Below are 25,062 nucleotides of genomic sequence, written 5' to 3'. Positions count from 1 at the left end.
AACCTCAGCTAAGCGGTATCACTGCCGGGTATTGAGTGCTCTCCCCACGTAAATGGGGAGAGTCATAGGTTGTGCGATACCGTATTTTGGGTAACGCCTGTTGCTGAAATCAGCTTTCTACCGCTTTACCTTTGAGTAATTTGCGTACCCACATCCGTCCAGGATGCAGGGCATCAAGGACACTCAGAGGCAGTGGCAGTGGGTCCCCGCATAACTGGGACGCCAGCACTTCTCCCAGCAGCGGCGCTGAGCTGAGACCGCGAGAGCCCAGCCCTATCATGGCATACAGACCGGAATAGACAGGCACATCCGCCGCTTCACTTTGCTGCTCGCGCAGATTGGCATACTGATTCAGCAGCGTCTCGAAGCGGCAGACATCTCCGACAAAAGGCAAATGATCCCGGCTGGCACAGCGAACACCGGTTCGGGCATCCTGTGCGGAGAAATCGATGGCTTTTGGCCAGTCAACGGCAGGCAGACACTCAGCCAGCCGCGTTTGATTGTCCTGGTGCTCTTCTGGCGAGAAACTCAGATCGGTACTGTTCCGGCGATAACTGGCGCCGATACAATGCGTCTGTGTGTCCGGGTTGACCGGTGTCAGATAACCGTCGTAACACAGAACCGATTTCAGTTGTGCCAGCTCACCCCGGCTGGGCACATGGCTGACCTGACCACGTACTGAGTAGGCTGGGATATCCCGGGTCTGCGCGAATTCTGTAAAGCGATGCCCATTGGCAACCACCACGGTTGCGTGAGTGAATTGCCGGTTATCACGGCTGATCAGCGTCCACTGAGCGCCGTCATTCTGACTCAGGCTGGTGATGTCAGTCTCAGTGTGCAGTGACAAGCGTCCTGTTGCCTGCGCCTGCCGGATCAGGGCGCGTGTCAGCGCTTGCGGACACAGCCAGCCGCCAAGCGGGTAGTGCACACTGCGGTGACCGGTTGTTACGCCTGTGATGGCCTGGGTCTGTTCGGTATCCAGAGCATGGACGACATCCTGCGGGAAGCCGCCGTTCAGCATCTTATCCAGTTTTTCTGCCGTTTTCTCATTCCAGGCCAGCTGAGTGACGCCGCACCAGTCATAGCTGAAATCACTGACCGCAGCAGCCTGTTCGACAAACTGCCGGGCATAGAGATAAGCCGGGGCGAAGAAACGGCTGAGCGCATCGTTGGAACCATTCAGCAGCGGGTAGACAGCGCCCTGGCGGTTGCCTGATGCCCCTTCTGCCGGCAGGGTGTCGGCACAGTACAGGCTGACCTGAACGCCGCGCCGCACCAGTGCCAGTGCGGTCGCGGCTGATCCTATTCCGCCGCCAATGATAGCCACGTCTGATACATCCTCGGCGCTCTGGCGGGCATACCAGGGGGCAAAATTGGCCCCCTGACGGCGTTCAGATAAGGCTCCGGCCAGCATATCCCGCTTGTAACCGAACCCTTTGACTTTTTTCATGTCAAAACCGGCATCGTTCAGTCCGCGGCGGACAAAACCGGCGGCGGTGAATGTGGCAGCCGTACAGGCTTCGCGAGCCAGTGCCGCCATGCCGTTGAAGAGATCCTGGTTCCACATTTCAGGATTTTTACTGGGGGCAAAACCATCGAGAAACCAGGCGTCGACTAACCCGCCTGCTGGGGTCCATACTTGAGGAAGAGAGGTTTTAATGTCACCAAACCACAGGTCCAGGGTGATCATGCCATCTTCCAGCACCAGGCGGTGGCAATCGGCTACGGCTGGCGGATAATGGGCATGAAGCTGACGGGCAAGATCGGCCAGCTCAGGCCAGGATTCGTGGGCTTTGATCAGATCCTCACGGGTGACAGGGAATTTTTCGAAACTGATAAAATGCAGCTCTTTAACACTGGCGTTTGGGTTAGCCTGACGGAAGGCTTTGAACCACTGCCAGACCGCAAGAAAATTCAGACCCGTGCCAAAGCCGGTTTCTGCCACAACAAATCGGCGTCGGTCAAAGGTGTCCCAGCGCGTCGGCAGCCCATTCTGCTGCAAAAATACATAACGTGTTTCTTCAAGTCCGTTGGCATTGGAGAAATACACGTCGTCGAAATCGTGCGAAACTGGCGTACCGGCTTCGTTCCAGTCCAGAACGGCATTTTCAATCTGTTTAGGCGACGAGTGGGACAAAAGGACAACCTCTTAGTAAAGATAACGTGATGATTTTTTAAGCAAGGTGTGTGAAATGCCGCTATGTCTTACAGGCAAACTTTGGTAAAAGATCATCAACTGACCACGATAAGAAGCGGATTGTAACCGATCACGGGGAAAGCTGACCACTTAAGCTTATTAAACCCGTTATCATCACCGCGTTAAATGACAGTAGGAATTCATCATGAAACGAGCCGTAATTACAGGCATGGGTATCGTATCCAGTATCGGTAACAATGTGAAAGAGGTACTGGATTCTCTGAAAACAGGTAAGTCAGGCATTAACTTTTCTCAGCAGTTTGCAGACGCAAAACTGCGCAGCAATGTCTGGGGTGACCTGAAAATGAACCCGGCTGATCATATCGATCGTAAAAAAATGCGTTTCATGGGCGATGCCGCAGCCTTCGCGTATTTGTCTATGGAACAGGCAATTGAAGATGCCGGCCTGACAGAAGAGCAGGTCTCTAATGAACGTACTGGCCTGGTGGCTGGCTCGGGTGGCGCATCCTCGCATAACCAGGTCGTTGCCGTCGACATTCTGCGTGAGAAAGGTGTGAAACGTGTCGGCCCTTACATGGTACCTCGTACTATGTCGTCCACCGTGTCGGCCTGTCTGGCAACCCCATTCAAAATTCGTGGTGTCAACTACACCATGAGTTCTGCCTGTGCGACATCAGCGCACTGTATCGGCCACGCGCTGGAGCTGATTCAACTGGGCAAACAAGACGTTGTATTCGCCGGTGGCGGTGAGGAGCTGGACTGGTCACTGACCATGATGTTCGATGCCATGGGCGCACTGTCGACCAAGTACAATGACGATCCATCAAAAGCATCACGTACCTATGATGCCGACCGTGACGGTTTTGTGATTTCCGGCGGTGGCGGTATGGTTGTCGTGGAAGAGCTGGAGCATGCTCTGGCACGCGGCGCGAAAATTTACGGTGAAATCGTCGGTTATGGCGCGACATCAGATGGCTATGACATGGTTGCCCCTTCAGGTGAAGGCGCAGTGCGTTGTATGAAGATGGCGATGCAGGATCTGGATGCACCTGTTGATTACATCAATACCCACGGCACCTCAACGCCTGTGGGGGATGTGAAAGAGCTGGGTGCCATTCAGGAGCTGTTTGGTCAGAACAGCCCGGCGATTTCAGCCACCAAAGCCATGACGGGTCACGCCCTGGGTGCTGCCGGTGTTCACGAAGCCATTTACTCCATGCTGATGCTGGACAATGACTTTATTGCCCCGAGCATTAACATTGATAATCTGGACCCGGCTGCAGAAGGTCTGGACATTGTGCGTGAAACCCGTGAAGCCAAGCTGAAGACAGTGATGTCGAACTCGTTTGGTTTCGGCGGCACCAACGCGACGCTGGTGATCAAAAAATACGAAGCCTGATAAACCGGCATACAGATGATGCTCCATGCAAAGTCTGTATCTTCTGATTTCCAGGCCGGCGCGGTACCCAGGGTTTCCTGGTCCGCGCCAGTATTCAGACGCGGCACTTATCAAGTGTTCTTACCCATCCTGGATGTTTAACCCGGTATTGATACCGGGTTTTTTTGTCGTTGCAGGATGGTCAGTAAGCCTGTGCTTTGCTTGACATCAGCCGAATTTTTCCCATGCTAGTCCGCAATTGATTCGCGCTACTTTTTCGGAGCCCCAATGAAAATCCTTGTAGATGAAAACATGCCCTATGCGGTTGAACTGTTCGGTCGTTTAGGTGAGGTTATCGCCAAACCAGGCCGTACACTGACAGCCGATGATCTGGTTGATATTGATGGCCTCATGATACGTTCAGTCACCAAAGTGAATGCCGCTTTACTGGCAAAAGCCGATAAGCTGCGTTTCGTTGGCACGGCAACCGCCGGTCAGGACCATATTGATCAGGCCGCGGTGGAAGCGAAGGGGATTGCCTACACAGCTGCGCCGGGCTGTAACAAGGTCGGGGTGGCCGAATATGTGCTAAGCAGCCTGATGGTGCTGGGCCAGCAGCAGGGTTTTTCGGTGTTCGACAAAACGGTAGGGATTATCGGGGCAGGCAATGTCGGTTCGTACCTGGCAGGCTGTCTGGATGCCTTAGGTATCCGCTATTTGCTCAATGATCCCATCAAAGAAGCGCAAGGTGATCCGCGTCAGTTTGCTTCACTGGATACGCTGATTAAGGAGTGCGATGTCATTACCCTGCACACACCGCTGACAAAGCAGGGCGATTACCCGACTCATCACCTGGTGGATCCGGCGTTTCTTTCCCGCCTGAAAGACGGAGCGATTCTGATCAATGCTGCCCGGGGCCCTATAGTCGACAGCCAGGCGCTGAAACAAGCCCTGCAACAGTCGCAATCCGGCCAGGGTAAGGCACTGACGGCGGTACTGGATGTGTTTGAGCATGAGCCTTTGGTTGATCGCGAGCTACTGCCTTTACTGGCATTTGCTACCCCCCATGTGGCAGGTTACGGCCTGGAAGGCAAAGCCCGCGGCACGACGATGATTTTCAATAGTTTCTGCGAATTTCTTGGCCGCGACGACAGGGTAGAAGCGGCAGAGTTGTTGCCGGTTGCGCCTGTGCCTTTGGTACGGCTGAGCAGGGAGTGGGATGAAGACACGCTCTTCACCTTGATTCAGTTGATCTATGATGTCAGAAAGGATGACGCCCTGTTTCGCCGTAAGATGCAGGCGGTCGATGACGGTGCTATGGCATCGGAATTCGATAAGATGCGAAAAAATTACTGGGATCGACGCGAATACAGTGCGGTCACAGTAGAAGGTCAGGGGCATTTTGGGTTAGAGTCGCTGGCTAAATTAGGTTTTACTGTTGAGGAAACACCATGAGTCAGGAATTTGATATTGCCATTCTCGGAGCCACCGGTGCCGTTGGGGAAGCCATGGTTGAGGTGCTGGAGGAGCGTAATTTTCCTGTCCGTAACCTGTATCTGCTCGCCTCCGAGCGTGGTGCGGGCAAGACGCTGCGATTCAAGGGCAAAAGTGCCCGCGTGACCAATGTTGAAGACTTCGACTGGACGCAGGTGCAGCTGGCATTGTTTTCTGCCGGCTCTGAGGCCTCTGAACACTGGGCGCCGATTGCCGCCGACGCGGGTGTGGTGGTGATTGATAATACCTCATGCTTCCGCTACGACCCTGAAATCCCACTGGTTGTGCCGGAAGTGAACCCGGAAGCGCTGGCTGATTTTCGTAATCGCAACATAGTGGCTAACCCGAACTGTTCGACGATTCAGATGCTGGTGGCCCTGAAGCCGATTCATGATGCTTATGGCATCGACCGGATTAACGTGGCGACCTACCAGTCTGTTTCTGGCTCGGGCAAGAGCGGCGTGAATGAGCTGGCGGGCCAGACCTCCAAGCTGCTGAACGGTTTGCCGGTGGAAAACAAAGTCTATTCTAAGCAGATTGCCTTTAACTGCCTGCCGCAAATCGATGAGTTCATGGATAACGGCTACACCAAAGAAGAAATGAAAATGGTGTGGGAAACCCAGAAAATTCTCGGCGATGCCAATATCCGCGTGAACCCGACTTGTGTCCGCGTGCCGGTCTTCTACGGTCATGCCGAAGCTGTGCATGTGGAAACCTGCCAGCCTGTGATTATTGAAGAAGTGATCAGCCTGCTGGAAAATGCCGAGGGCATTGAAGTATTCCATGGCAGCGAGTACCCGACTCAGGTGGTGGACGCCATCGGCAAAGACCATGTCATGGTCGGCCGTATCCGGGAAGACATCAGTCACCCTTGTGGTCTGAATATGTGGGTGGTGGCGGATAACGTCCGTAAAGGCGCGGCGACCAACAGCGTGCAGATTGCAGAGAAACTGATCCAGGAATACCTGTAAGACGTAAAACGGCCGGATACACCCGGCGATTCAAAGGCGTGCGAATGGGCATGCCTTTGATTTCCTGTAGCCAATTTCTTGATCTTCACAGTAAAAGCCGGGCATGGTGATTGACATCAAGCCATGGCAGGCAACAATCACTTTTAATGTTTACAAACGCCTGTCGTTTTGCATTTACGCTCAAGTATTCTGGCTACAGGCCGAAGAATTCCTAGTTTACTATCTCTGCCAGAGAGGACAGCAGGCAGTGTCTGACTCATCAAATAAAATGAAACGTGCCATCTTACCGGTCGTCATTGCATCGGCGGCTTTGCAGCTCCCTGTCGCCGCACAAGCGAACACTGTTCGAATCATGGGGCCGACTGACCAGGTTGCTGAACCTGCACAACCGCCGGCGCCAGCGGTGTCACCCGCGCCATCGCCCCGACCCGCTGTGACTCAGCCTCGCGCGGCCACGCCGCGTCCAGCCACGGTTCCCGGCAATCGTTCAGTCGGTATTTACGGCCCGACAGGCGAAAACGAAACCTTGTGGGCGATTGCGTCGCGGTATAAGCCTAATGACAGCGTTTCTATTTATCAGGTCCTCGGGGCAATTTTCCGTGCCAATCCCAATGCCTTCACCGACAGCAACATTCATGGTCTGATCCCGGGCAGCCGCCTGAGAATGCCGACCATGGCTCAGATTCAGGCAGAAAATACCGCTCAGATCCGCAATCGCGTAGAAACTGACCTTCAGCGTCGGGAGCAATCGCGCGCAGGCAATACGAGCGGAGGTAATAGCAGCCGTCCGGCCTCTGCTTCAGCAGGTACCGCGGGAGCAGGCTCAGCTTCTGCATCCAGAGCGGCACCAGCACCGAAACCGGCCGCGTCTGCACCACAGGCGCCTTCAGTGGCTGCGAGCACGCCAGAACGCCCGGCTGCACCTGCCGTGTCATCCACAGCACCTGCTGCAGGGGTTGCCGCCGCGGCCGCCAGTACGGCTGAGGGGACCCTTTCGCCTGCTATCCGGGAGCAGCTTGATACTTCAGATGAAGAGCTGACCAAATTACGCGAAAGCAATCAGCTGCTGCGTGTGCGTCTGTCTGAAATGCAGTATGAAATCGGTGCGCTGAAAGAACAGCTGGCGGGCGACGAAGAGTTGCGCGGCGAAATTCAGTCCTTCATTGCCCAGCAAAAGGCGCAGCAAGGCCAGCTTGACGCGCCGCTGGCCGGACAACCGCCAGTCCACTGGCTGGATAAACTGGTTGCAAACCCGTGGGCACTGGCCGGTGCCGCCTTGATTCCCGGCAGTCTGATTGCAGGCTTACTGGCATTTTTCCTTGGCCGCCGCCGTAAAGAGGAAGAAACCGCTTCCCCTGCTGCCGAGGTGAGCAAAGAAGCACCTCAGCCGGTGGTTGCTGATCTGGACGATGATGAGCCGCATCTGGGGCTGGACAGTGAAGACAGCAGTCTTGACGATCTGTTCGATGATAAGACGCCGCAGGATAACCCCATTTTCTCGGACAATCTGTTTGATGATAACGATGCAGAGCTTGATGAGCTGGATCTGACCGACGGGCTGGATGATGCCTTTGGTAATGAATTACCAAAGAGTGATATCTCGGTTAAGAACAAGGATCAGGCCATTGGTCTCCAGGATATGGAGCGCGCACTCGACCAGATTGACCAGACGCCGCCGCAGGAAAAAGAAGACAGTCTCAGTGGTATTTGGGACAAGCCTTTCAGTGCACAGGATAACGAAGAAACGGACTTTGATCTTGCCGTTGGTTTACTCGATGACGAGGACGCGTTGCCGGCAAAGCCCGTTGAGGACAAGCGCAATGACGATCTGTTCGATGCCTTTGCCGACAGTGAACTGACAGGCAATAAAGCCGACAGTATTGAGCTTGGCATGCTGGATCAGGACATCCTGAATGAACTGATGCAGGATTTTGAACGTGAAGATGACGTGCAGAATGAGCCAGCCAGCCCTGCGGTTAGCAATGCCCAGACTGACAGCAACCGTGATGACAGTGCGCAGGATGACAGTGCGGAAGAGGATTGGGGACTGGACGATCTCAATAGCGACTTCAATCTGGATGCCAGCAGCACCGAGTTGCTGGACGAGCTGATTGATGATCAGGACGGTGAGGCTGACAGCGACTTTGAACTGGATGAAAACAGTACCGCACTGCTGGACGAATTGCTGGATGAAGATACCCCCAACGAGCAGATCGATCCTGAGCTGGATGCTGAAGAAAACACTGATGAAGACAAAGATGTTTTCGATGAACTGCTGACACTGGATGAGGAAGAACCTCAGGAAGAAGACACTGTCAGTGCCGATGACATTGACGATCTGATTTTTTCTGAAAAAAAAACCGTCGATGAGCACTTAAGTGAGCTGGATGACACTGAGGCACAGAGCGAGCCGACAGAAGAATACCCTCAGGGCATGGCCGATGTCGGTGACCCGGCTTCAGATGGCACTGAGATCCAAGATTCTGATCTTGATGATGACGCTGGTATTTCTGACCTTGAGGATATTTCTGACGATGAGATAGCAGCCGCCGCAGCGTCACCAGCTGCAGCCCGGACAGCCGGGGATGAACCCGAAGCAGTCGCTGAATCAGAGCCGGTATCTGAGCCAGAAACGACAGCCAGCCCGGATGCGCTGTCCGCTGTAGCGGACACGCAGCAGGATGATATTGATAGCCTGCTGAGTGACGTCCAGAGTGATGACTCAGTCGTTATAGACTCTGACAGCGCGGATTCTGCCCCGGGCGACAATATCGAAGCCGAGGCCGAGGGTTCAGACGTTGCGGATGAAGCTGTGCCATACAGCGAAGCACCGGCAACTGAGATTGGCGGTACTGAATCAGAAGCACAAGCAGAACCACAACCAGAAGCTGATCCGGAGAAAAGCCTGTCTGCTGAGCAAGACGCAGATCCAGAAGCTCAAGCGATTGCCGGGGAGGCAGAGGAACAGGCTGCACCTGATGCTCAGGTTGCGGCGGCTGAGTCTGCTCAGGCGTTATCCGACACCGGGCCGGCTGAAGATCACGATACCGAAGCCGTGCAATGGCATCACGACAGTGATGAAGCTTGCCAGCTGATAGAGCAGAACCGGTATCAGAAACCTGAGCTGGCTGAAAATGCTGTTGATGAAGCGCCGGTTAAGACACAGGAGCAGGCTCAGACACAAGAGCAGACAGCGGAACCTCTGTCTGCGGCAAATGAACAGGCAGATGCACATACCCCGGCGCTGGATGCCGTGGCGGAACAGGCAGAGCCTACACTCGATCCTGCCTGGGATGAGGGCGTTGCCGGACGTCAGGAACCTGTGTTCAACCTGGAGGAATTTCCGGAGTTCGACGAAGAAGCCGCGCTGCTCGATCCTGAAGCCGTCTCGTGGGAAGAGGATGAGGATGGCAAAGATTGGTCTGATGACGATGCCCAGACTGCACTCAATAAGGTGTCAGAGCAGCTACAGCTGGCTGCGCAGGCTGCTGAACGTAATGGTGAGCTGACTGAGACTGAAGCGGAACCGGCGCAGGCAGTACCGGAACAAGATGCGCCTTCATTGCCAGATGTTTCTTCTTCGCAAGAGGATTCTTCCCAAGCCGTGCCTATGCATGGCAAACCTCAGTACGAATATGCGGTGATCGATCCGGCAACCTTGCCTGAGTTTGATGAAGATGATGCATTGAATGCTTCGTTTGAAGAGCAGATGGAACTGGAGCAGTACGAGCAGGAACTGAAGCACGGTGATGACACTCCGACTGTTAAGCCACAGCCACAGCCACAGCCACAGCCAGAACCCGGGCTGAATGAATCCTGGAGCGATGAACTGATCGACTCTGCAGGTTTGGATATGGCGGCACTGCTGGCGGAGCCTGAGCTTGAACTGCCAGCCATGCACGCATCTGAGGAGTTGCAGTCTGATGAGACACTGCCTTCAATGCATACCGAAGACAGTGCGGATGCTGAGCAGGCCACTCATTCTGAACGACCTGAGCTGGCGGGCGATAATCGCCAGACAGCTGACAACCACTCAGACCATGATCGAGACGATGGCAATATAACGGCAGACAGCAGCCAGCCAGCCGGTGAGCATGGGGCTGATCGGTCTGATGCCGACGTTCCGGCTGAGCCTGAATCTTTGCCAGAGCCTGAAGCTGAACCCAGAGCAGAACAAGATAATCCCGACGAGTTCGAGCATGAACAGTGGCTGTTACATGAAAGCGTGCCGCTGTCCGAGCTGGATGATCAGGAGCTGTCTCCGGAGGAAAGCGCGATCTGGGGAGCGGATATCCCTGAACCTGAACTGGAAAGTGAGGACTGGGGTGAGCAGCCGCCGCTCTCTGAACAGGCTGACGATCCTGTGGAGGTCGCAGATACTCAGGCAGACAGCCAGCTGATTGCCTCGGCAAGTGACAATGAGCCTTACATCAGCATTGATGAACTGATGAAAGAGCTGGAAGGGGAATCGGATCCTGAGCTGGATTCAGCACCGCTGAAACTGGATGTGGGGCTGGATGAGTTCCCGGATGTGTTAGCCGGCATTGGCGACATTGATGTCGACGGTGCGGGTGAGTACGCCAGCAAACTTGATCTGGCCAAAGCCTATCTGGAAATGAATGACACGGAAGGGGCATACTTTTTACTGGATGATGTGGCTGAAAACGGTGATGGTGATGTCAGCCGGGAAGCCGCGAATCTGTTATTAAAGATGGATCGCTGATCATTTCATCAGACTGAACAGGAAGTCCGCTTATGCGGACTTCTTTTCTTTTGGCGCTTTTTTTATAATCTCTGCTTTCGCTTTGCTGGCGGACACGCTGGCAGGGTTTTCAGATAAATAAGAGTGCAGACATGCGAATTGCCTTAGGAATTGAGTACGACGGGAGCCGCTATTTTGGTTGGCAGCGTCAGCGTGATGTGGACAGTGTGCAGGGCAGACTGGAAAAAGCGCTGAGCAAGATTGCCAACCAGAACATAGAGGTACAATGTGCCGGTCGTACCGATGCCGGTGTGCATGGTACCGGGCAAGTGGTGCACTTTGATTGTGATACACCGCGCAAGCTGGTGGCCTGGACGATGGGAACCAACGCCCATTTGCCCAAAGACATCGCAGTGCGCTGGGCAAAGGAAGTGCCGGATGAGTTCCATGCCCGTTTCAGCGCCACCGCCAGACGTTATCGCTATGTCATTTACAATCATGCGCTGCGGCCTGCTATTCTTGGTTCGGGTATCAGCCATTATCACGGTGAACTGGACGCTGAAAAAATGCATCAGGCCGGACAGTACCTGCTGGGCGAGAATGATTTTACCTCATTCAGGGCAGTGTTTTGCCAGTCCCGCAGCCCGTGGCGTAATGTGATGCACCTGAATGTCACCCGGCAGGGCCATTACGTCATCATTGATATCAAGGCCAATGCCTTTGTTCATCATATGGTGCGTAATATCACAGGCAGCCTGATTAAAGTGGGGCGGGGCGAAGAAAAACCTGAATGGATTCAGTGGCTACTGGCGAAGAAAGATCGTACCTTAGCTGGCGCGACCGCAAAAGCGGAAGGTTTGTATCTGGTTGAAGTTGATTATCCAGAAGCCTACGACTTGCCCTGTGTCCCTGCAGGCCCGCTCTTTTTGTGAGCCGGTGAGCTGTTTTGAGGCGCAATATCGCGCTGCCTGGTTGTCACGCAGGCAAGGGTTGCAGAAATTGAGTGAAATCTGAGCGGTAACGGTTCAGTCGGGCGTTAACTGGTCGGTCAAGTTTCTTGAGCTAAGATCCCGTTAACACTCTATTTCCTCAAGGTACAACCAGTTTTTTATCTACACTTAGACGAGTTTGTGTTTTAATTCCGGACTTGAAATTATCGAATTGATTATCCCTTGCCACAGGGCGGGGGAGATGTAAATGAAAGGTCATTCATGAGCTGGCTTGAAAAGATCCTCACAAAAAGCAACATTGTAACGTCTCGTAAAGCATCTATCCCTGAAGGGGTATGGACGAAATGTACCTCTTGTGAACAGGTACTGTATTACGCTGATCTTGAGCGCAATCTGGAAGTTTGCCCAAAGTGTGATCACCACATGCGAATGAAAGCCCGTCGCCGTCTGGAAACCTTCCTTGATGAAGAAGGCCAGGTGGAGATTGCTGCGGAGCTGGAACCTAAAGATCACCTCAAATTCCGTGACTCGAAAAAATACAAAGACCGTATCGCGGCAGCCCAGAAAGCCAGCGGTGAGAAAGATGCGCTGGTAGCCATGAAAGGAACACTGTTGCAGCAGCCTGTGGTTGCCTGTGCCTTTGAATTCTCCTTCATGGGCGGCTCTATGGGGTCGGTTGTCGGTGCCAAGTTTGTGCGCGCGGTTGATGAAGCCATTGCCAACAACTGCGGTCTGGTGTGTTTCTCTGCCAGCGGCGGTGCCCGTATGCAGGAAGCGCTGATGTCGCTGATGCAGATGGCGAAAACCAGTGCGGCGCTGGAGCGTTTGTCGGCGAAAGGCCTGCCTTTCTTCTCTGTGCTGACAGACCCGACGATGGGCGGTGTCTCTGCCAGTCTGGCCATGTTGGGGGATATCAACATCGGTGAACCGAAAGCGCTGATTGGCTTTGCCGGACAGCGGGTGATTGAGCAGACCGTGCGCGAGAAATTACCTGAAGGTTTCCAGCGCAGTGAATTCCTGCTGGAGCATGGCGCGATTGATATGATTGTTGACCGCCGTGAAATGCGTCAGCGTATTGGCGGCCTGCTGGCTAAGATGATGAATGCCGAGTCCCCGCTTGTGGTGCCTGTCGAAAGGGAGCCGCAGGTATCAGCGGACGCAGAAGCTGACAGCGATACCGAGTCTGCGCAAGACAAAGCTTAAGACGAAAAAACGCCTGGTTGAATGCCGGGCGTTTTTTTGGCGCAGACAAATGTCAGGCTGAAGTGAAAAGCGCTCTGCCAGTCAGGCAAATATCGTTATTGTTCCACATTTCCTTTCTTCGTTTGGCTCTCAACCGTTAAATTCTGCGTACTTCATGCTACATTAAGCGACATCATCTTAATTACATTAGTTAGTACTGTTACATGTCTGATTCCTCTGCAACGCCGCAATCTGTTCCTTCGGCTACTTCACCGCTAAATGACTGGCTGCTTTATCTGGAAAACCTTCACACCAGTGCCATCGATCTGGGGCTGGATCGTGTGCAGGCTGTGGGTGAGCGGGCCGGGTTACGTAAACCGGCACCGACTGTGATTACTGTTGCGGGCACCAATGGTAAAGGTTCGACCTGCGCTATTCTTGAAGCCATCCTGCTGCAGGCGGGATACAGTGTGGGTGTGTACAGCTCACCGCATCTGGTGCGCTACAACGAGCGGGTTCGCATTAATGGTCAGGAACTGGATGACAGCGAACACAGCCAGGCGTTTGCGGCGGTAGAATCCTACCGGCAGGACACCAGCCTGAGCCTGTTCGAATTCGGTACGCTGGCCGCGCTCAACCTCTTTAAAACCCATCAGGTGGATGTTGTGGTGTTAGAAGTGGGACTGGGTGGCCGGCTGGATGCGACCAATATTGTGGATCATGATGTCTCGGTGATCACCAGTCTGGCTATTGATCATGTGGACTGGCTGGGTAGCGACATCGAAGTGATTGGCTATGAGAAAGCCGGTATTTTCCGTGCCGGGAAGCCAGCTGTCTGTGGTCAGCCCAATCCCCCTGCTTCCGTAGCCGCGCATGCGGACAGTATTGGTGCTGAGCTGTATCAGGTTGGCTATCAGTATACCTACGAGCAGACAGGCGAGACCTGGAACTGGAAGTGCGGTGCATTCGACATGGAACAACTGCCTCTGCCAGCTTTACCTTTGCCTAATGCGGCCACTGCGCTGATGGCACTTGGTGTCGCTGAGCTGGAGATCAGTGATCAGCATATTGTGTCCGGTTTAGCCAAAGTGCGCCTTGCCGGCCGGATGGAAACGGTAGCGGATAATCCGCTGATTTTGCTTGATGTGGCACATAATCCGCATTCGGCAAATTATCTGGCCCGTCAGCTTAAGGCACTGAAGAATATCCGCCCGGTAGGCAGGATTCACGGCGTGGTGGGTATGCTGCGTGATAAAGATATCCCATCAACCCTTATTGAAATGAAGACAGTGGTGGATGCCTGGTATCCTGCCTCGCTCACGGGACCCCGCGCCGCATCTGCCCGGGAAATTGCTGAGCATCTGGCGTTTCAGGGCGAGCTGTATACTGCACCGGAGCTCGCGTATCAGGCGGCATTAATGATGGCGCAACCTGAAGATGTCGTGATTGTTTTTGGTTCGTTTTACACAGTTGGCGAAGTGTCCAGCTACATTAAGACACAGGAGTAAGTGTGGCGAGTAAATTTCAGAGTCGCCTGGTCGGCACTATCGTACTGGTCGCAATCGGTGTGATTTTTCTGCCTGATTTTTTTGATGGTAAAAAGCAGCACTTCCAGGAGCAGTTTGCCAGTATTCCTTTACAGCCCCAGACCGGGAATGAAGACAGCGTGACTGCCATTCCGGAACCCGTGGATGCGGAGACCGAATTACCCCCTATGGCAGTGACTGAGCAAATTGCCGGAGAACCGGTATTAACCGAGTCGGTATCAGAGCCGGTTAACGTCAAGCCGCCGCCTGTCGGCGAACCACAGCCTGGCAATACGGACAGTGGCTGGGTGATACAGCTGGGGGTGTTCCGAAATTTTGAGAATGCGCATCAGCTGGTTGAGAAACTGAGAAGCAAAGGTTACCAGGCGCACGTTCTGCCAAAACAGCTGAAACCAGGTGATTTGGCCCGTGTTGTCGTCGGACCCGAGATCGACAAAGATAAACTGTCAGAGAAAGCAGACGATTTGCGTAAACTTACCGGGCTTAACGGGCAATTGCTCAGATTTAACCCACTCAACCCTTAGGTAAACGTTTGCGTTCTGATTTTTTCTGTTAGAATACGCGCCAACAACAAGAATTAAGTAGAAGATGATCTGGATTGATTATGTCATTTTAGGGGTGATTGCCTTTTCTTCACTGGTCAGTTTGATCCGTGGTTTTGTGAAGGAAGCGCTGTCGCTGGTGATTTGGTTTGCGGCATTTTTTGTTGCCAGCAATTTTTACAAAGAACTGGCGGTGTATTTCACCAATATTCAGGATGAGCTCATACGAAATGGCAGTGCTATCGCGGTATTGTTTATTGCCACACTGATTGTGGGAGCGGTAGTGAATTACGTGATCGGACAACTGGTGCAAAAAACCGGTTTGTCCGGTACCGACAGGGTGCTGGGTATCGTATTTGGTGCCCTTCGCGGTGTGCTTATCATTGCCGCAGTGTTGTTTTTTCTGGATGCCTTTACCGGTTTTGCTGACGCAGAATGGTGGCAGGCGTCGCAGTTAATCCCGCAGTTTGGCGTGGTAATTGAGTGGTTTTTCTCTTACCTGAAAGAGAGTTCCAGTTTTCTTCCCGGCGCGTTATAGCGCCGGATTTATATTAATTGCATTGAGTAACCGTATGGGTACAACAAACTAACGTATTGTTACTCAATGCAATTATTGATGATCCATGACGAGGATTTAGGACATGTGTGGTATTGTCGGAATCGTGGGAAACACCCCGGTTAACCAGTCTATTTATGATGCACTGACCGTGCTGCAGCACCGTGGCCAGGATGCTGCCGGTATTGTTACCCTGGAAAGCAATCGTTTCCGTCTGCGTAAGGCCAATGGCCTGGTGCGTGACGTATTCGAAGCAAAACACATGCAGCGTCTGCAGGGGACAGTAGGGCTTGGGCATGTTCGTTACCCTACTGCGGGCAGCTCTAGTGCGTCAGAGGCTCAGCCTTTTTATGTGAATTCCCCTTACGGTATTTCACTGGCGCACAATGGTAACCTGACTAACGCAGCCGATATCAGAGATTCGCTCTTTGAACAGGCCCGCCGTCATGTTAACACCTCTTCCGATTCGGAAATTCTGTTGAATGTTCTGGCTCATCAGCTGGAAGGCGCGACTAACTACCCGTTGACTTCAGATGACATCTTTGCGGCGATTCGTGCTGTGCATAAAAAGGTGCGCGGAGCTTATGCCGTTGTGGCTATGGTCATCGGGCATGGCCTGATGGCATTTCGTGATCCGCACGGAATCCGCCCTCTGTGCCTGGGTAAGCGCGAAGTGGAAGGTAAAGTCGAGTACATGGTTGCCTCTGAATCGGTGGCACTGGACGCAGTGGGCTTTGATTTCATGCGTGATGTTGCACCGGGTGAAGCTGTCTATATCACTTTTGACGGTCAGCTGTTCACTGAGCAGTGTGCGGAGAATCCGGCTCTGAACCCATGTGTGTTCGAGTTCGTGTATTTTGCCCGCCCTGACTCTTTCATTGATAAGATTTCTGTGTACAGCGCTCGCCTGAATATGGGTAAGAAGCTGGGTGAGAAGATCAAGCGCGAGTGGGATGATCTGGATATTGATGTGGTTATCCCGATTCCGGAAACCTCTTGCGACAGTGCGCTGGAAATTGCCCGTACCCTTGATAAACCTTACCGTCAGGGCTTCGTGAAGAACCGCTATGTCGGCCGTACCTTTATCATGCCGGGTCAGCAGCTGCGCCGTAAGTCGGTGCGCCGTAAACTGAACGCGATCAGCTCTGAATTCAAAGGTAAAAGTGTCCTCCTGATTGATGATTCAATTGTACGCGGCACCACCTCTGAGCAAATCATTGAAATGGCGCGTGAAGCGGGTGCCAAAAAAGTCTATCTGGCTTCGGCGGCGCCGGAAATTCGTTTCCCTAACGTATACGGCATTGATATGCCAAGCGCGAATGAACTGATTGCTCATGGTCGTGAAGTGGATGAAATCTGCAAGATGATCGGTGCAGACGGTCTGATTTTCCAGGACTTGCAGGATCTGGTGGATGCGGTTGCAGAAGGCAACCCTGACATTAAACTGTTCGAAACTTCCGTCTTTAATGGTAACTATGTCACGGGCGATGTGAACCAGCAGTATTTAGAGTACCTGGAAACGCTGCGCAGCGAAGATGCCAAAACGCAGCGTGAAATTCAGCAGGAACTGGCAAACCTGGAACTGTATAACGAAGGCGTGTAACACCTTCATTGTCAGCACCAGTGTCTGAACACAAAAAGGCAAGCTCTCTGAGCTTGCCTTTTTTAATGCGTTGAATTTAATGCGTTGAACTCGGGACAGGTTAGTGACTGAACTGTGGCCCCAATCCCATGTTCCACAGAATGACAGAGCCGGCAATGATGGAAACCAGCAGTACCAGGCCACAGGTCACAATCGAGCTGGCATAGATAAAACCGCGCTCTTCCGGAATGTGCATCAGAATAGGGACACCTGTGTATAGCAGGTACACTGAGTAGGTGATGCCGACCAGTCCGGCCATCATCAGAAACCACAGCTGAGGGTACAAGGCGGCGATGCTGACCATAAACAGCGGCGTTGCTGTGTAAGCCGCCAATTCAAGCGCTTGGGTATAGGTCGGCGTTGAGCCAAAGGTATGGCTCATCCAGTATGTCAGGTAGGCAAGTGCAAATACCCCGCCAATCAGGGCAAAGTACATGGCAACAGACATGAACAGCGCACTGGACGGCGTCAGGTAAATCGGGTCAACAGCCCCGACACGCCAGCCAATAAACACACTGGAAATGTAGGCAAAAATCGGTGGAAGCAAGGCGATCAGCATAATGTGGCTCAGGCTGCTTTGCATCCCCTCATGCTGTTCATCAATGTTGTGCCACTCTTTTTTGGGATGAGTGTAAAGCCCGAATAAATGTCCCAGAATCATAACCTATCCTCGTTATCTAGGGTGCAAATCGCACAACGTATTACAGGTTGTTGTTCAGAACACTGTCAGTGCATATCCGGGCACTTTTTGTGTTCTTTGTCATATAACATTTAGACGGGCTTCTGCCGCTTGGCAAGGATAGCAGGCTCAGGATGTGCTGAAGAAGTGACTTGCGAACTCAATAAACAGCCTCAGCTTCTCTGGCTGGTGATCTTTGTGATTATAGAGAAGGTAGACATTGCGCGGGTTGGCCGACCAGTTATCCAGCACTCGCACCAGCTCACCGCTGTGAATGTATTTTTTCAGCATGGCATCTGGCATTAATGTAATTCCCAGCCCGGCCACACAGGCTTTTCTGACCACATTCAGCTGATTGGACTCGAAGCGTCCTTTCTCATTAACCGTGATGCTTTCTCCGTCTTTGTTGCTGAGCCGCCAGCGCAGCAGGGGAGAGCCTTTGAGCAGGGAGTGCTTGGACAGATCTTGTGCATGAGTGAGCGTTGGGTGACGTTGCAGATAATCTGGGCTGGCAACCAGTATATCTTCCACCGCGTTAATTTTACGGGCAATCAGTGCCGAATCACGCTGCGGACCGACACGGAAGATAACATCCCAGTCGGTTGGGTCTAGCTGCTCGGGTTCGTTGCTCAGAAACAGCTCAATGCTGATTGCCGGCTGTTCAAGCATGAAGGCGTTGAGCATAGGTTGCAGCATGACTTTGCTCAGATTGGTCGGGGCCGCTATTTTGAGCCGTCCACTCGCCCCTCTGGACTCTTCCCGAATGTTTTCTGCGGTATCCAGTAACTGTTGAAGCAAGGGGGTACACAGCTGGTAATACTGCTGGCCAGCTTCAGTCAGCGACAGCTTGCGAGCATGGCGGTTTAGCAGGCGAAGATTCAGGCTGTCTTCCAGAGCCTGTATCCGGCGGGTCAGTGTGGCAACAGGCACCTGATGCTTGCGAGAGGCGGCGGTATAGCTGCCTTCCTCAACCACAATGCGAAATAAATTTAAATCATCAAGCTTCATAGGCGTGTCGTGATCGGATATGAGAAAGTGGGAATTGTATAACAAAACACTCAATGTGAAGAGGTTAACATTGAGTGTTATTAAAATAGGAACTTCAGGGACGAAAACGAGTTTCGCAATGGGCAAGATTTTGAACTGGCTTACAGAATACTAAAACTAAAGTTCATGAACAGGCAGACGCCCTGACGTAGCGCGGTTTTACGCCTATCCTAAATGAGAACATTCATCGCGACTACCCAGCTTCGCACAGATTCGATTAGAAGGATGTGCCTGTTCAGCAGAATATTATTCTGTGCTCTTGGCCCCTTGTTTCATGGAGGGCACAATCGTTGCTAGAAGGTAAAGATATCCTCATTGTGGAGGACGATCCGGTGTTTCGCCGGATGATAACAGGCTTTTTGCTATCGCAAGGATGCGAGGTCAGGGAAGCTGAAGACGGTTTGCAGGGACTGCGGGCCCTGCGCGACGGTATCCCTGATGTGCTTTTGTGCGATCTGGCTATGCCTGTATTGACAGGCATGGAGTTTGTTGAAGAAGTTTCACTGCATTACCCTATGATTCCTGTCATTGTCATTTCCGGTACCGGTGAAATGGCCGATGTCGCAGCCGCGCTCAGGCATGGCGTCAAAGATTTTCTGGTCAAACCGCTGGATAACATCATGGTGCTGAAAGCCGCACTGATGTCGGTACTCAAAGCCCAGGAAAACACAACCGAATACACAGACTTTTCCAGCCAGCTTTTGCAGCATGACGCGACGGTAGATGACGAACTGCAATGGCATATCAATGAGCTGGAATCTAATCCGGAGATTGCGCGCGAGTTGCTGGTGGGGCTGATGCCGGACACTTTGTCCCGTCAGGGAGACTGGCAGATGAGCTATTGTGTTTTGCAGTCTGCGGATGTGCAGCCCGTGCTGCTCGACTACACTTGGCTGATGGACGGTCGTCTGGCTTTCTATCTGCTTGATGCCGAGTCAGGAGGCCGGCAGGGAGCGGCAACTGTGCTGCTGATACGGGCATTGTTCAATGACTATCTGCGCAAACGTATGGCCAGCGAAAATGACATTTCCAGTATGCTGCAAACCATTGAAAACGGGATGAAGCAGTCGGGTTATGCTGTGCCTATCAAGGGGTTGTTTGGTATTTTTGATGCGTGTGACAGAAGCCTGACGGTGGTGTCAACCGGATCGGAAGCTGTGCTGAGAACCAGTGATGGAGAAATGATCGTTCCGGCTGGCACCAGTCTGGGAGACGGGGCACGAAAAAACCTCACCTCCTCTTATGTTCTGCCGCATTCAGGTGCACGTTTGTCTCTGAGTAAAATTGGCGCCGCCAATTTCAGTATTACGATTCAGCGACTGGACGCCATGAAAGAACACGAAATCCATCCGGCAGTGAAAGCAAAAACGAAAGTTTAGCAAATAATCAATAACCCATCAGCTTTGGCGAAAAACTGAAAAACGTTGGAAAAGTAAGCGCTTAGCGTCAATGTACAGGGAAACTATTGAGGTTTACACCTTCCACCATATAATCAATTTCAGACAGACATTTTCCGGGCAGAGACGATATGAAAGATTGGTACCTACTTTATTGCAAGCGAAGCGAGCAGGAGCGGGCCGTGGTCAATCTGGATCGTCAGGGGGTGGAATGCTATTACCCTCAGGTACTTGTTGAGAAAGTGGTGCGCGGAAAACGCGTTACAGTGAATGAACCACTGTTCCCTAATTATATGTTTGTCTGTTTTGATCCTGAATATGTCAGCTATACCACAGTCCGTTCCACGCGCGGTGTGGCTGATTTTATCCGTCAGGGGGCATATCCGCAAAAAGTTCAGCCTGAATTGCTGTTTGAATTAATGACAAATGAAAACTGCGAAGAGCACAGAAGTCTGTTGTCTAACCTGCCCAAACCCGGTGAGTGCCTTGAGCTGAAACAAGGGCAGTTCAAAGGTCTTGAAGCCATCTATCAGGAGCCTGACGGCGAAAAGCGCTCATTCATGCTGATAAACCTGCTCGGTAAACCGGTGAAAATCAGTGTAGATAATGCAGATATCGTCCGGCGCGGATAACCTGACCACGGTCAACCCTTTTTTTGTTTTATCATTATTACACAGTCTGTCTTTTTGTCCCGGAGGGCACGAGTTCACGCTTATTGCTCAGATCTCTCGCTGCATAAAGGCAAGTTTGCTATATTGCGGCAGACAATGACAACGTACATGGAAAAAGCAATGCAAAAGTCTTCCCCAGTTCGTAAAGCGGTCATTCCGGTAGCCGGTTTAGGAACCAGGATGTTACCAGCCACCAAGGCCATTCCCAAAGAGATGCTGCCTATTGTGGATAAACCTCTGATTCAATATGTAGTGAATGAATGTGTTGCGGCCGGTATTAAAGAAATCGTGCTGGTTACCCATTCTTCTAAAAACTCAATTGAAAACCATTTTGATACTTCTTTTGAGCTGGAAGCGACGCTTGAGAAACGGGTTAAGCGTCAGTTGCTGGACGAAGTACAGAATATCTGCCCAAGTGATGTGACCATAATGCATGTGCGTCAGGGCCAGGCAAAAGGCCTGGGTCATGCGGTACTTTGCGCCCGTCCTCTGGTTGGCAACGAGCCGTTTGCCGTCGTTCTGCCAGATGTCATTCTGGATGATGCCGCCAGCGATCTGCGCAGCGAAAATATGGCTGCTATGGTCAGGCTGTTCAATGAAACAGGCGTTAGCCAGGTCATGGTAGAGCCGGTGCCAATGTCGGAAGTGTCTAACTATGGTGTGGCTGATGTGAATGGCGAGCAAATTGCACCAGGCGATTCCGCATCTATGGCTAAGGTTGTTGAAAAGCCAGCGGTGGATGAGGCACCGTCTAACCTGGCCATCGTGGGACGTTATATCCTTCCTGCCGAAATCTGGGAAATTCTTGCCAAAACGCCGATTGGAGCAGGGGATGAAATTCAGCTGACAGACGCCATTGATATGCTGATGGAAAAGCAGCAGGTGAATGCGTTCCACATGACAGGCAAAAGTCATGACTGCGGAAGTAAACTGGGCTATATGCAGGCATTCGTAGAATACGGCTTGCGCCACCCTGTGCTCGGGAAAGATTTCGCGGCGTATCTGAAAACGCTGCAAAATTAACGCGGTTTATCGCGGGTTATAAAAGCAGGCCGGTACTGGCGAATAACAAAAAAGCGAGGTGGACTACCTCGCTTTTTTTGTCTCTGGAATAACCGAATACCTGTCAGCTTTCGTGGAATTGTTCGCAGGCCAGCAGGGTGTTTTCGATCAGTGTGGCAACCGTCATCGGGCCAACACCGCCAGGGACAGGGGTAATGTGTCTGGCTTTCTGGCGCGCGACATCGTATTCCACATCACCTACCAGTGTGCCGTTGTCCAGGCGATTGATACCGACATCTATGATAGTTGCGCCTTCTTTAATCCAGCTACCCGGAATAAAGTTAGGCTTTCCTACCGCGACCACCAGGATATCAGCCTGACGAACATGGCTTTCCAGATCCTGGGTGAATCGGTGGCAGGTCGTGGTGGTGGCGCCGGCAAGCAGCAATTCAAGGGTCATCGGGCGGCCAACGATATTAGAGGCACCTACAATCACTGCATGTTTACCACGTGCCTGGATGTTATAACGCTCCAGCAGAGTGATAATCCCCTTTGGTGTGCATGAGCGCAGCTTAGGGATGCGCTGGCACAGACGGCCGACATTATAGGGGTGGAAGCCGTCGACATCTTTCTCGGGATTAATATGTTCAAGCACTTTGGTGGAATCAATACCTGCAGGCAGAGGCAGCTGTACCAGTATTCCGTCTATGGACTGATCCGCATTCAGTTCATCAATCAGCGCCAGCAGTTCGACTTCTGCGGTATCTGCAGGAAGATCGAATGAGCGGGAAATAAAGCCCACTTCTTCACAGGCTTTGCGCTTGCTGCCGACATAAATCTGTGAGGCAGGATCCTGACCTACCAGAATGACGGCTAACCCAGGTGCACGTAATCCCGCGTCAGTGCGAGCCTTAACACGTGCAGCAACTTCTTGTCTGACAGTTTGTGAGATAAGTTTTCCATCAATGATTTGAGCGGCCATGATTTTCCTTCGTACAGAAATGAACTGATCTGGCTTATTGTCGCAGAGATAAAGGGGGAAATCTATAGCGCAAACGTTTGCTTTTTGCGGTCTTCAGATAAAATATCTGCGTCAGTAAAGAGATAATCGCTGGTTAAAATACTGCAATCTAAAGGCTTTCAAACAATAAGCGCCTGGCAACCCAGAAAATGAATGCGTTTCGCTAAGGCTGCCAAGGTGGATGTTTGCCGTAAGTTTAACCGCTTGGTGCATTTGGCGAGGTATTTTAACGTTTTATCGTTGACCTTGATCTCAAGCGACGTATAATTCACCCCCGTCAGTTAACGCACCTGGTTGTTAACTCTCAGACAATGCGCCCTTAGCTCAGTTGGATAGAGCACGTGCCTTCTAAGCATGTGGTCGCAGGTTCGAATCCTGCAGGGCGCGCCACTTTTCTCCGTTACCCCCTTTCTTTTTCTAGCCGCTTATTCATTTTTCATCTTAGGTTTCAGTGCGCAAAGCAGCATGCAGTATTGATTAAATTTCCTGCACTGAATCGACATTTGAACAAAAAAGCGAGGCTAAACTGCAATTTTTTCGTGTTTTCTCTTGAAAATGCGAATTCAGCCCCTATCTTGTCCGAAGGTTTACACTTGGTATGACGCCAGATGCCTCGACGAAAGAGGGCTGGGTCGTTATAATACCGCGCTTTAATTTTTGTTTCAGTGGCACTGGCTAGTGATACAGAAATTGACCGAATTCAGGCGTTATGGTGTTCAAGCCGTAACACGAAAGGATGCCAGCGTCAGCAGAGATCTGACGGGCAAGATAACTCAGTCAACCTGAGTCAGTTTTGAGGTTTAAGAAAATGCAAGTTACCGTTGAAACCACTGAAGGCCTAGAACGCCAAATTACGATTACTGTACCTGCTGCAAACATCGAAGATGCAGTAACTGCTCAACTGCGGAAAATTGCCAAAACCCGTCGTTTTGACGGTTTCCGTCCTGGTAAAGCACCAATCAAGATGGTTGCGCGTATGTTCGGCGCATCTGTCCGTCAGGACGTACTGGGTGAAGTGATGCAGCGTCACTACATTGAAGCGATCGTTAAAGAGAAAATTAACCCGGCTGGCGCACCAACGTTCACACCCGTTGATATGGCTGAAGGTAAAGACCTGGTTTTCAAAGCCACCTTCGAAGTGTTCCCTGAGATTGAACTGACAGGTCTGGACAAGATTGCTATCGAGAAGCCAGCCGCTGAAGTGAAAGAAGAAGACGTTGCTCAGATGCTGGAAACGCTGCGCAAGCAGCAAGCTAACTGGGTTGAAGTTGATGCCGCTGCTGACGCAAACAGCCGTGTTACTATCGATTTCACGGGTTCTATTGACGGTGAAGAATTCGACGGCGGTAAAGCAGAAGCTTTCCCTCTGGCAATGGGCCAGGGCCGTATGATTCCGGGCTTCGAAGAAGGTATCGTTGGTAAGAAAGCGGGTGAAGAGTTCAACATTGAAGTGACTTTCCCTGAAGACTATCACGCCGAGAACCTGAAAGGTAAAGCGGCTGTGTTCGCTATCAAGCTGCACAAAGTAGAAGCTCAGGAACTGCCAGAGCTGAACGAAGAATTTGTGAAGAAGTTTGGCGTTGAAGACGGTTCTGTTGAAGGTCTGAAAGCTGAAGTGCGCAAGAACATGGAGCGTGAGCTGAAGCAAGCGGTTAAAGGCCGTATCAAAGATCAGGTTCTGAATGGTCTGATTGAGCAAAACGACATTGCTGTCCCTTCTGCTTTAATTGACCAGGAAGTTAACACTCTGCGTCAGCAGGCTGTTCAGCGTTTCGGCGGTAATGCGGATAATGCACCAGAGCTGCCACGTGAGCTGTTCGAAGAGCAAGCTAAGCGTCGTGTTGTGGTTGGTCTGCTGCTGGGTGAAGTGATCAAGGCTGAAGAACTGAAAGCGGATGACGAGCGAGTTAAGGCGCTGATCACTGAAATGGCATCTGCTTATGAAGATCCAACAGAAGTTGTTGCATACTATGAAAAGAATGAGCAACTGATGAACAACATGCGTAATGTTGCTCTGGAAGAGCAAGCGATTGATGCTCTGCTGGCTAAAGCACAGGTTTCAGAAAAAGAAGTAAGCTTCAATGAGCTGATGAATCAGCAACCAGCTGCTTAATTGACTGAAA

18 protein-coding genes and 1 tRNA gene are annotated in these 25,062 nt (G+C 52.0%); 15 read left to right on the top strand and 4 right to left on the bottom strand.

All coding sequences use genetic code 11. The features are described from left to right. Window positions 1-109: 109 nt before the first annotated feature. A complete protein-coding gene (gene mnmC, locus H511_RS0114015) occupies window positions 110-2,137 on the bottom strand; it encodes a bifunctional tRNA (5-methylaminomethyl-2-thiouridine)(34)-methyltransferase MnmC2/FAD-dependent 5-carboxymethylaminomethyl-2-thiouridine(34) oxidoreductase MnmC1 (RefSeq protein WP_027252870.1) in 2,028 nt (675 codons plus the stop codon). 205 nt (window positions 2,138-2,342) lie between these two features. On the opposite strand from mnmC, the gene fabB reads away from it, so the two are divergent. From fabB to purF, 10 genes are all read left to right on the top strand, one after another. Next, entirely contained in the window at window positions 2,343-3,557 is a 1,215-nt protein-coding gene (gene fabB, locus H511_RS0114010) for a beta-ketoacyl-ACP synthase I (protein WP_027252869.1), read from the top strand. A 267-nt stretch (window positions 3,558-3,824) separates the two neighbouring features. Next, entirely contained in the window at window positions 3,825-4,991 is a 1,167-nt protein-coding gene (locus tag H511_RS0114005) for a 4-phosphoerythronate dehydrogenase (RefSeq protein ID WP_027252868.1), read from the top strand. Then, window positions 4,988-6,001 (top strand): aspartate-semialdehyde dehydrogenase, encoded by a 1,014-nt coding sequence (locus H511_RS0114000; protein WP_027252867.1) that lies wholly within the window; start codon window positions 4,988-4,990, stop codon window positions 5,999-6,001. The genes H511_RS0114005 and H511_RS0114000 overlap by 4 nt, the downstream gene beginning before the upstream one ends. A 247-nt stretch (window positions 6,002-6,248) precedes the next feature. After that, window positions 6,249-10,724 carry a FimV/HubP family polar landmark protein gene (locus H511_RS0113995; protein ID WP_162144616.1) on the top strand — a complete coding sequence of 1,492 codons (4,476 nt, stop codon included), beginning with the start codon at window positions 6,249-6,251 and terminating at the stop codon, window positions 10,722-10,724. A 131-nt stretch (window positions 10,725-10,855) separates the two neighbouring features. Beyond that, window positions 10,856-11,635 carry a tRNA pseudouridine(38-40) synthase TruA gene (truA, locus tag H511_RS0113990; RefSeq protein WP_027252865.1) on the top strand — a complete coding sequence of 260 codons (780 nt, stop codon included), beginning with the start codon at window positions 10,856-10,858 and terminating at the stop codon, window positions 11,633-11,635. Window positions 11,636-11,914: 279 nt separating this feature from the next. After that, entirely contained in the window at window positions 11,915-12,856 is a 942-nt protein-coding gene (gene accD / locus H511_RS0113985; RefSeq protein ID WP_027252864.1) for an acetyl-CoA carboxylase, carboxyltransferase subunit beta, read from the top strand. Window positions 12,857-13,059: 203 nt separating this feature from the next. Continuing rightward, on the top strand, window positions 13,060-14,343 hold the full coding sequence (gene folC, locus H511_RS0113980; protein WP_027252863.1) for a bifunctional tetrahydrofolate synthase/dihydrofolate synthase: 1,284 nt from the start codon (window positions 13,060-13,062) through the stop codon (window positions 14,341-14,343). Window positions 14,344-14,345: 2 nt separating this feature from the next. Then, complete coding sequence (locus H511_RS0113975) at window positions 14,346-14,906, top strand: SPOR domain-containing protein (protein WP_027252862.1); 561 nt, start codon at window positions 14,346-14,348, stop codon at window positions 14,904-14,906. Between the two features lie 64 nt (window positions 14,907-14,970). Beyond that, complete coding sequence (cvpA, locus tag H511_RS0113970; RefSeq protein WP_027252861.1) at window positions 14,971-15,462, top strand: colicin V production protein; 492 nt, start codon at window positions 14,971-14,973, stop codon at window positions 15,460-15,462. Between the two features lie 103 nt (window positions 15,463-15,565). Continuing rightward, complete coding sequence (gene purF, locus H511_RS0113965) at window positions 15,566-17,083, top strand: amidophosphoribosyltransferase (RefSeq protein ID WP_027252860.1); 1,518 nt, start codon at window positions 15,566-15,568, stop codon at window positions 17,081-17,083. Between the two features lie 100 nt (window positions 17,084-17,183). Here the strand turns inward: purF and H511_RS0113960 are convergent, their stop codons facing one another. Together H511_RS0113960 and H511_RS0113955 are read right to left on the bottom strand one after the other, a co-directional pair. Next, a complete protein-coding gene (locus H511_RS0113960) occupies window positions 17,184-17,783 on the bottom strand; it encodes a Yip1 family protein (RefSeq protein WP_027252859.1) in 600 nt (199 codons plus the stop codon). A gap of 147 nt (window positions 17,784-17,930) precedes the next feature. Next, a complete protein-coding gene (locus tag H511_RS0113955; protein ID WP_027252858.1) occupies window positions 17,931-18,809 on the bottom strand; it encodes a LysR family transcriptional regulator in 879 nt (292 codons plus the stop codon). A 329-nt stretch (window positions 18,810-19,138) separates the two neighbouring features. Here H511_RS0113955 and H511_RS23440 point away from each other — a divergent pair, with 329 nt between their 5' ends. The 3 genes from H511_RS23440 (at window position 19,139) to galU (ending at window position 21,939) form a co-directional block, all read left to right on the top strand. After that, window positions 19,139-20,227, top strand: coding sequence for a response regulator (locus H511_RS23440; protein WP_051288188.1), 1,089 nt, complete (start codon window positions 19,139-19,141; stop codon window positions 20,225-20,227). 149 nt (window positions 20,228-20,376) lie between these two features. Next, window positions 20,377-20,877 (top strand): transcription/translation regulatory transformer protein RfaH, encoded by a 501-nt coding sequence (gene rfaH / locus H511_RS0113945; protein ID WP_027252857.1) that lies wholly within the window; start codon window positions 20,377-20,379, stop codon window positions 20,875-20,877. Between the two features lie 159 nt (window positions 20,878-21,036). After that, on the top strand, window positions 21,037-21,939 hold the full coding sequence (gene galU / locus H511_RS0113940; RefSeq protein ID WP_027252856.1) for a UTP--glucose-1-phosphate uridylyltransferase GalU: 903 nt from the start codon (window positions 21,037-21,039) through the stop codon (window positions 21,937-21,939). A 103-nt stretch (window positions 21,940-22,042) separates the two neighbouring features. Here the strand turns inward: galU and folD are convergent, their stop codons facing one another. Further along, window positions 22,043-22,900, bottom strand: coding sequence for a bifunctional methylenetetrahydrofolate dehydrogenase/methenyltetrahydrofolate cyclohydrolase FolD (folD, locus tag H511_RS0113935; RefSeq protein ID WP_027252855.1), 858 nt, complete (start codon window positions 22,898-22,900; stop codon window positions 22,043-22,045). A gap of 352 nt (window positions 22,901-23,252) precedes the next feature. On the opposite strand from folD, the gene H511_RS0113930 reads away from it, so the two are divergent. Together H511_RS0113930 and tig are read left to right on the top strand one after the other, a co-directional pair. Then, window positions 23,253-23,329, top strand: a tRNA-Arg gene (locus tag H511_RS0113930). A 418-nt stretch (window positions 23,330-23,747) separates the two neighbouring features. Continuing rightward, a complete protein-coding gene (gene tig, locus H511_RS0113925; protein ID WP_027252854.1) occupies window positions 23,748-25,052 on the top strand; it encodes a trigger factor in 1,305 nt (434 codons plus the stop codon). Window positions 25,053-25,062 lie beyond the last annotated feature (10 nt).

It is taken from the genome of Photobacterium halotolerans DSM 18316, from assembly GCF_000425165.1.
Taxonomy (GTDB): Bacteria; Pseudomonadota; Gammaproteobacteria; order Enterobacterales; family Vibrionaceae; genus Photobacterium; species Photobacterium halotolerans.
The sequence above is the reverse complement of the archived record's forward strand: the minus strand, read 5'-3'. Positions and strand labels throughout refer to the sequence as shown.

Excerpts from the sequence above, each read along its gene's own strand:
- fabB (WP_027252869.1), top strand. The coding sequence starts at position 2,343 with ATGAAACGAGCCGTAATTACAGGCATGGGTATCGTATCCAGTATCGGT.
- H511_RS0114005 (WP_027252868.1), top strand. The coding sequence starts at position 3,825 with ATGAAAATCCTTGTAGATGAAAACATGCCCTATGCGGTTGAACTGTTC.
- H511_RS0114000 (WP_027252867.1), top strand. The coding sequence starts at position 4,988 with ATGAGTCAGGAATTTGATATTGCCATTCTCGGAGCCACCGGTGCCGTT.
- truA (WP_027252865.1), top strand. The coding sequence starts at position 10,856 with ATGCGAATTGCCTTAGGAATTGAGTACGACGGGAGCCGCTATTTTGGT.
- accD (WP_027252864.1), top strand. The coding sequence starts at position 11,915 with ATGAGCTGGCTTGAAAAGATCCTCACAAAAAGCAACATTGTAACGTCT.
- folC (WP_027252863.1), top strand. The coding sequence starts at position 13,060 with ATGTCTGATTCCTCTGCAACGCCGCAATCTGTTCCTTCGGCTACTTCA.
- cvpA (WP_027252861.1), top strand. The coding sequence starts at position 14,971 with ATGATCTGGATTGATTATGTCATTTTAGGGGTGATTGCCTTTTCTTCA.
- purF (WP_027252860.1), top strand. The coding sequence starts at position 15,566 with ATGTGTGGTATTGTCGGAATCGTGGGAAACACCCCGGTTAACCAGTCT.
- H511_RS0113960 (WP_027252859.1), bottom strand. The coding sequence starts at position 17,783 with ATGATTCTGGGACATTTATTCGGGCTTTACACTCATCCCAAAAAAGAG.
- H511_RS0113955 (WP_027252858.1), bottom strand. The coding sequence starts at position 18,809 with ATGAAGCTTGATGATTTAAATTTATTTCGCATTGTGGTTGAGGAAGGC.
- rfaH (WP_027252857.1), top strand. The coding sequence starts at position 20,377 with ATGAAAGATTGGTACCTACTTTATTGCAAGCGAAGCGAGCAGGAGCGG.
- galU (WP_027252856.1), top strand. The coding sequence starts at position 21,037 with ATGCAAAAGTCTTCCCCAGTTCGTAAAGCGGTCATTCCGGTAGCCGGT.
- folD (WP_027252855.1), bottom strand. The coding sequence starts at position 22,900 with ATGGCCGCTCAAATCATTGATGGAAAACTTATCTCACAAACTGTCAGA.
- tig (WP_027252854.1), top strand. The coding sequence starts at position 23,748 with ATGCAAGTTACCGTTGAAACCACTGAAGGCCTAGAACGCCAAATTACG.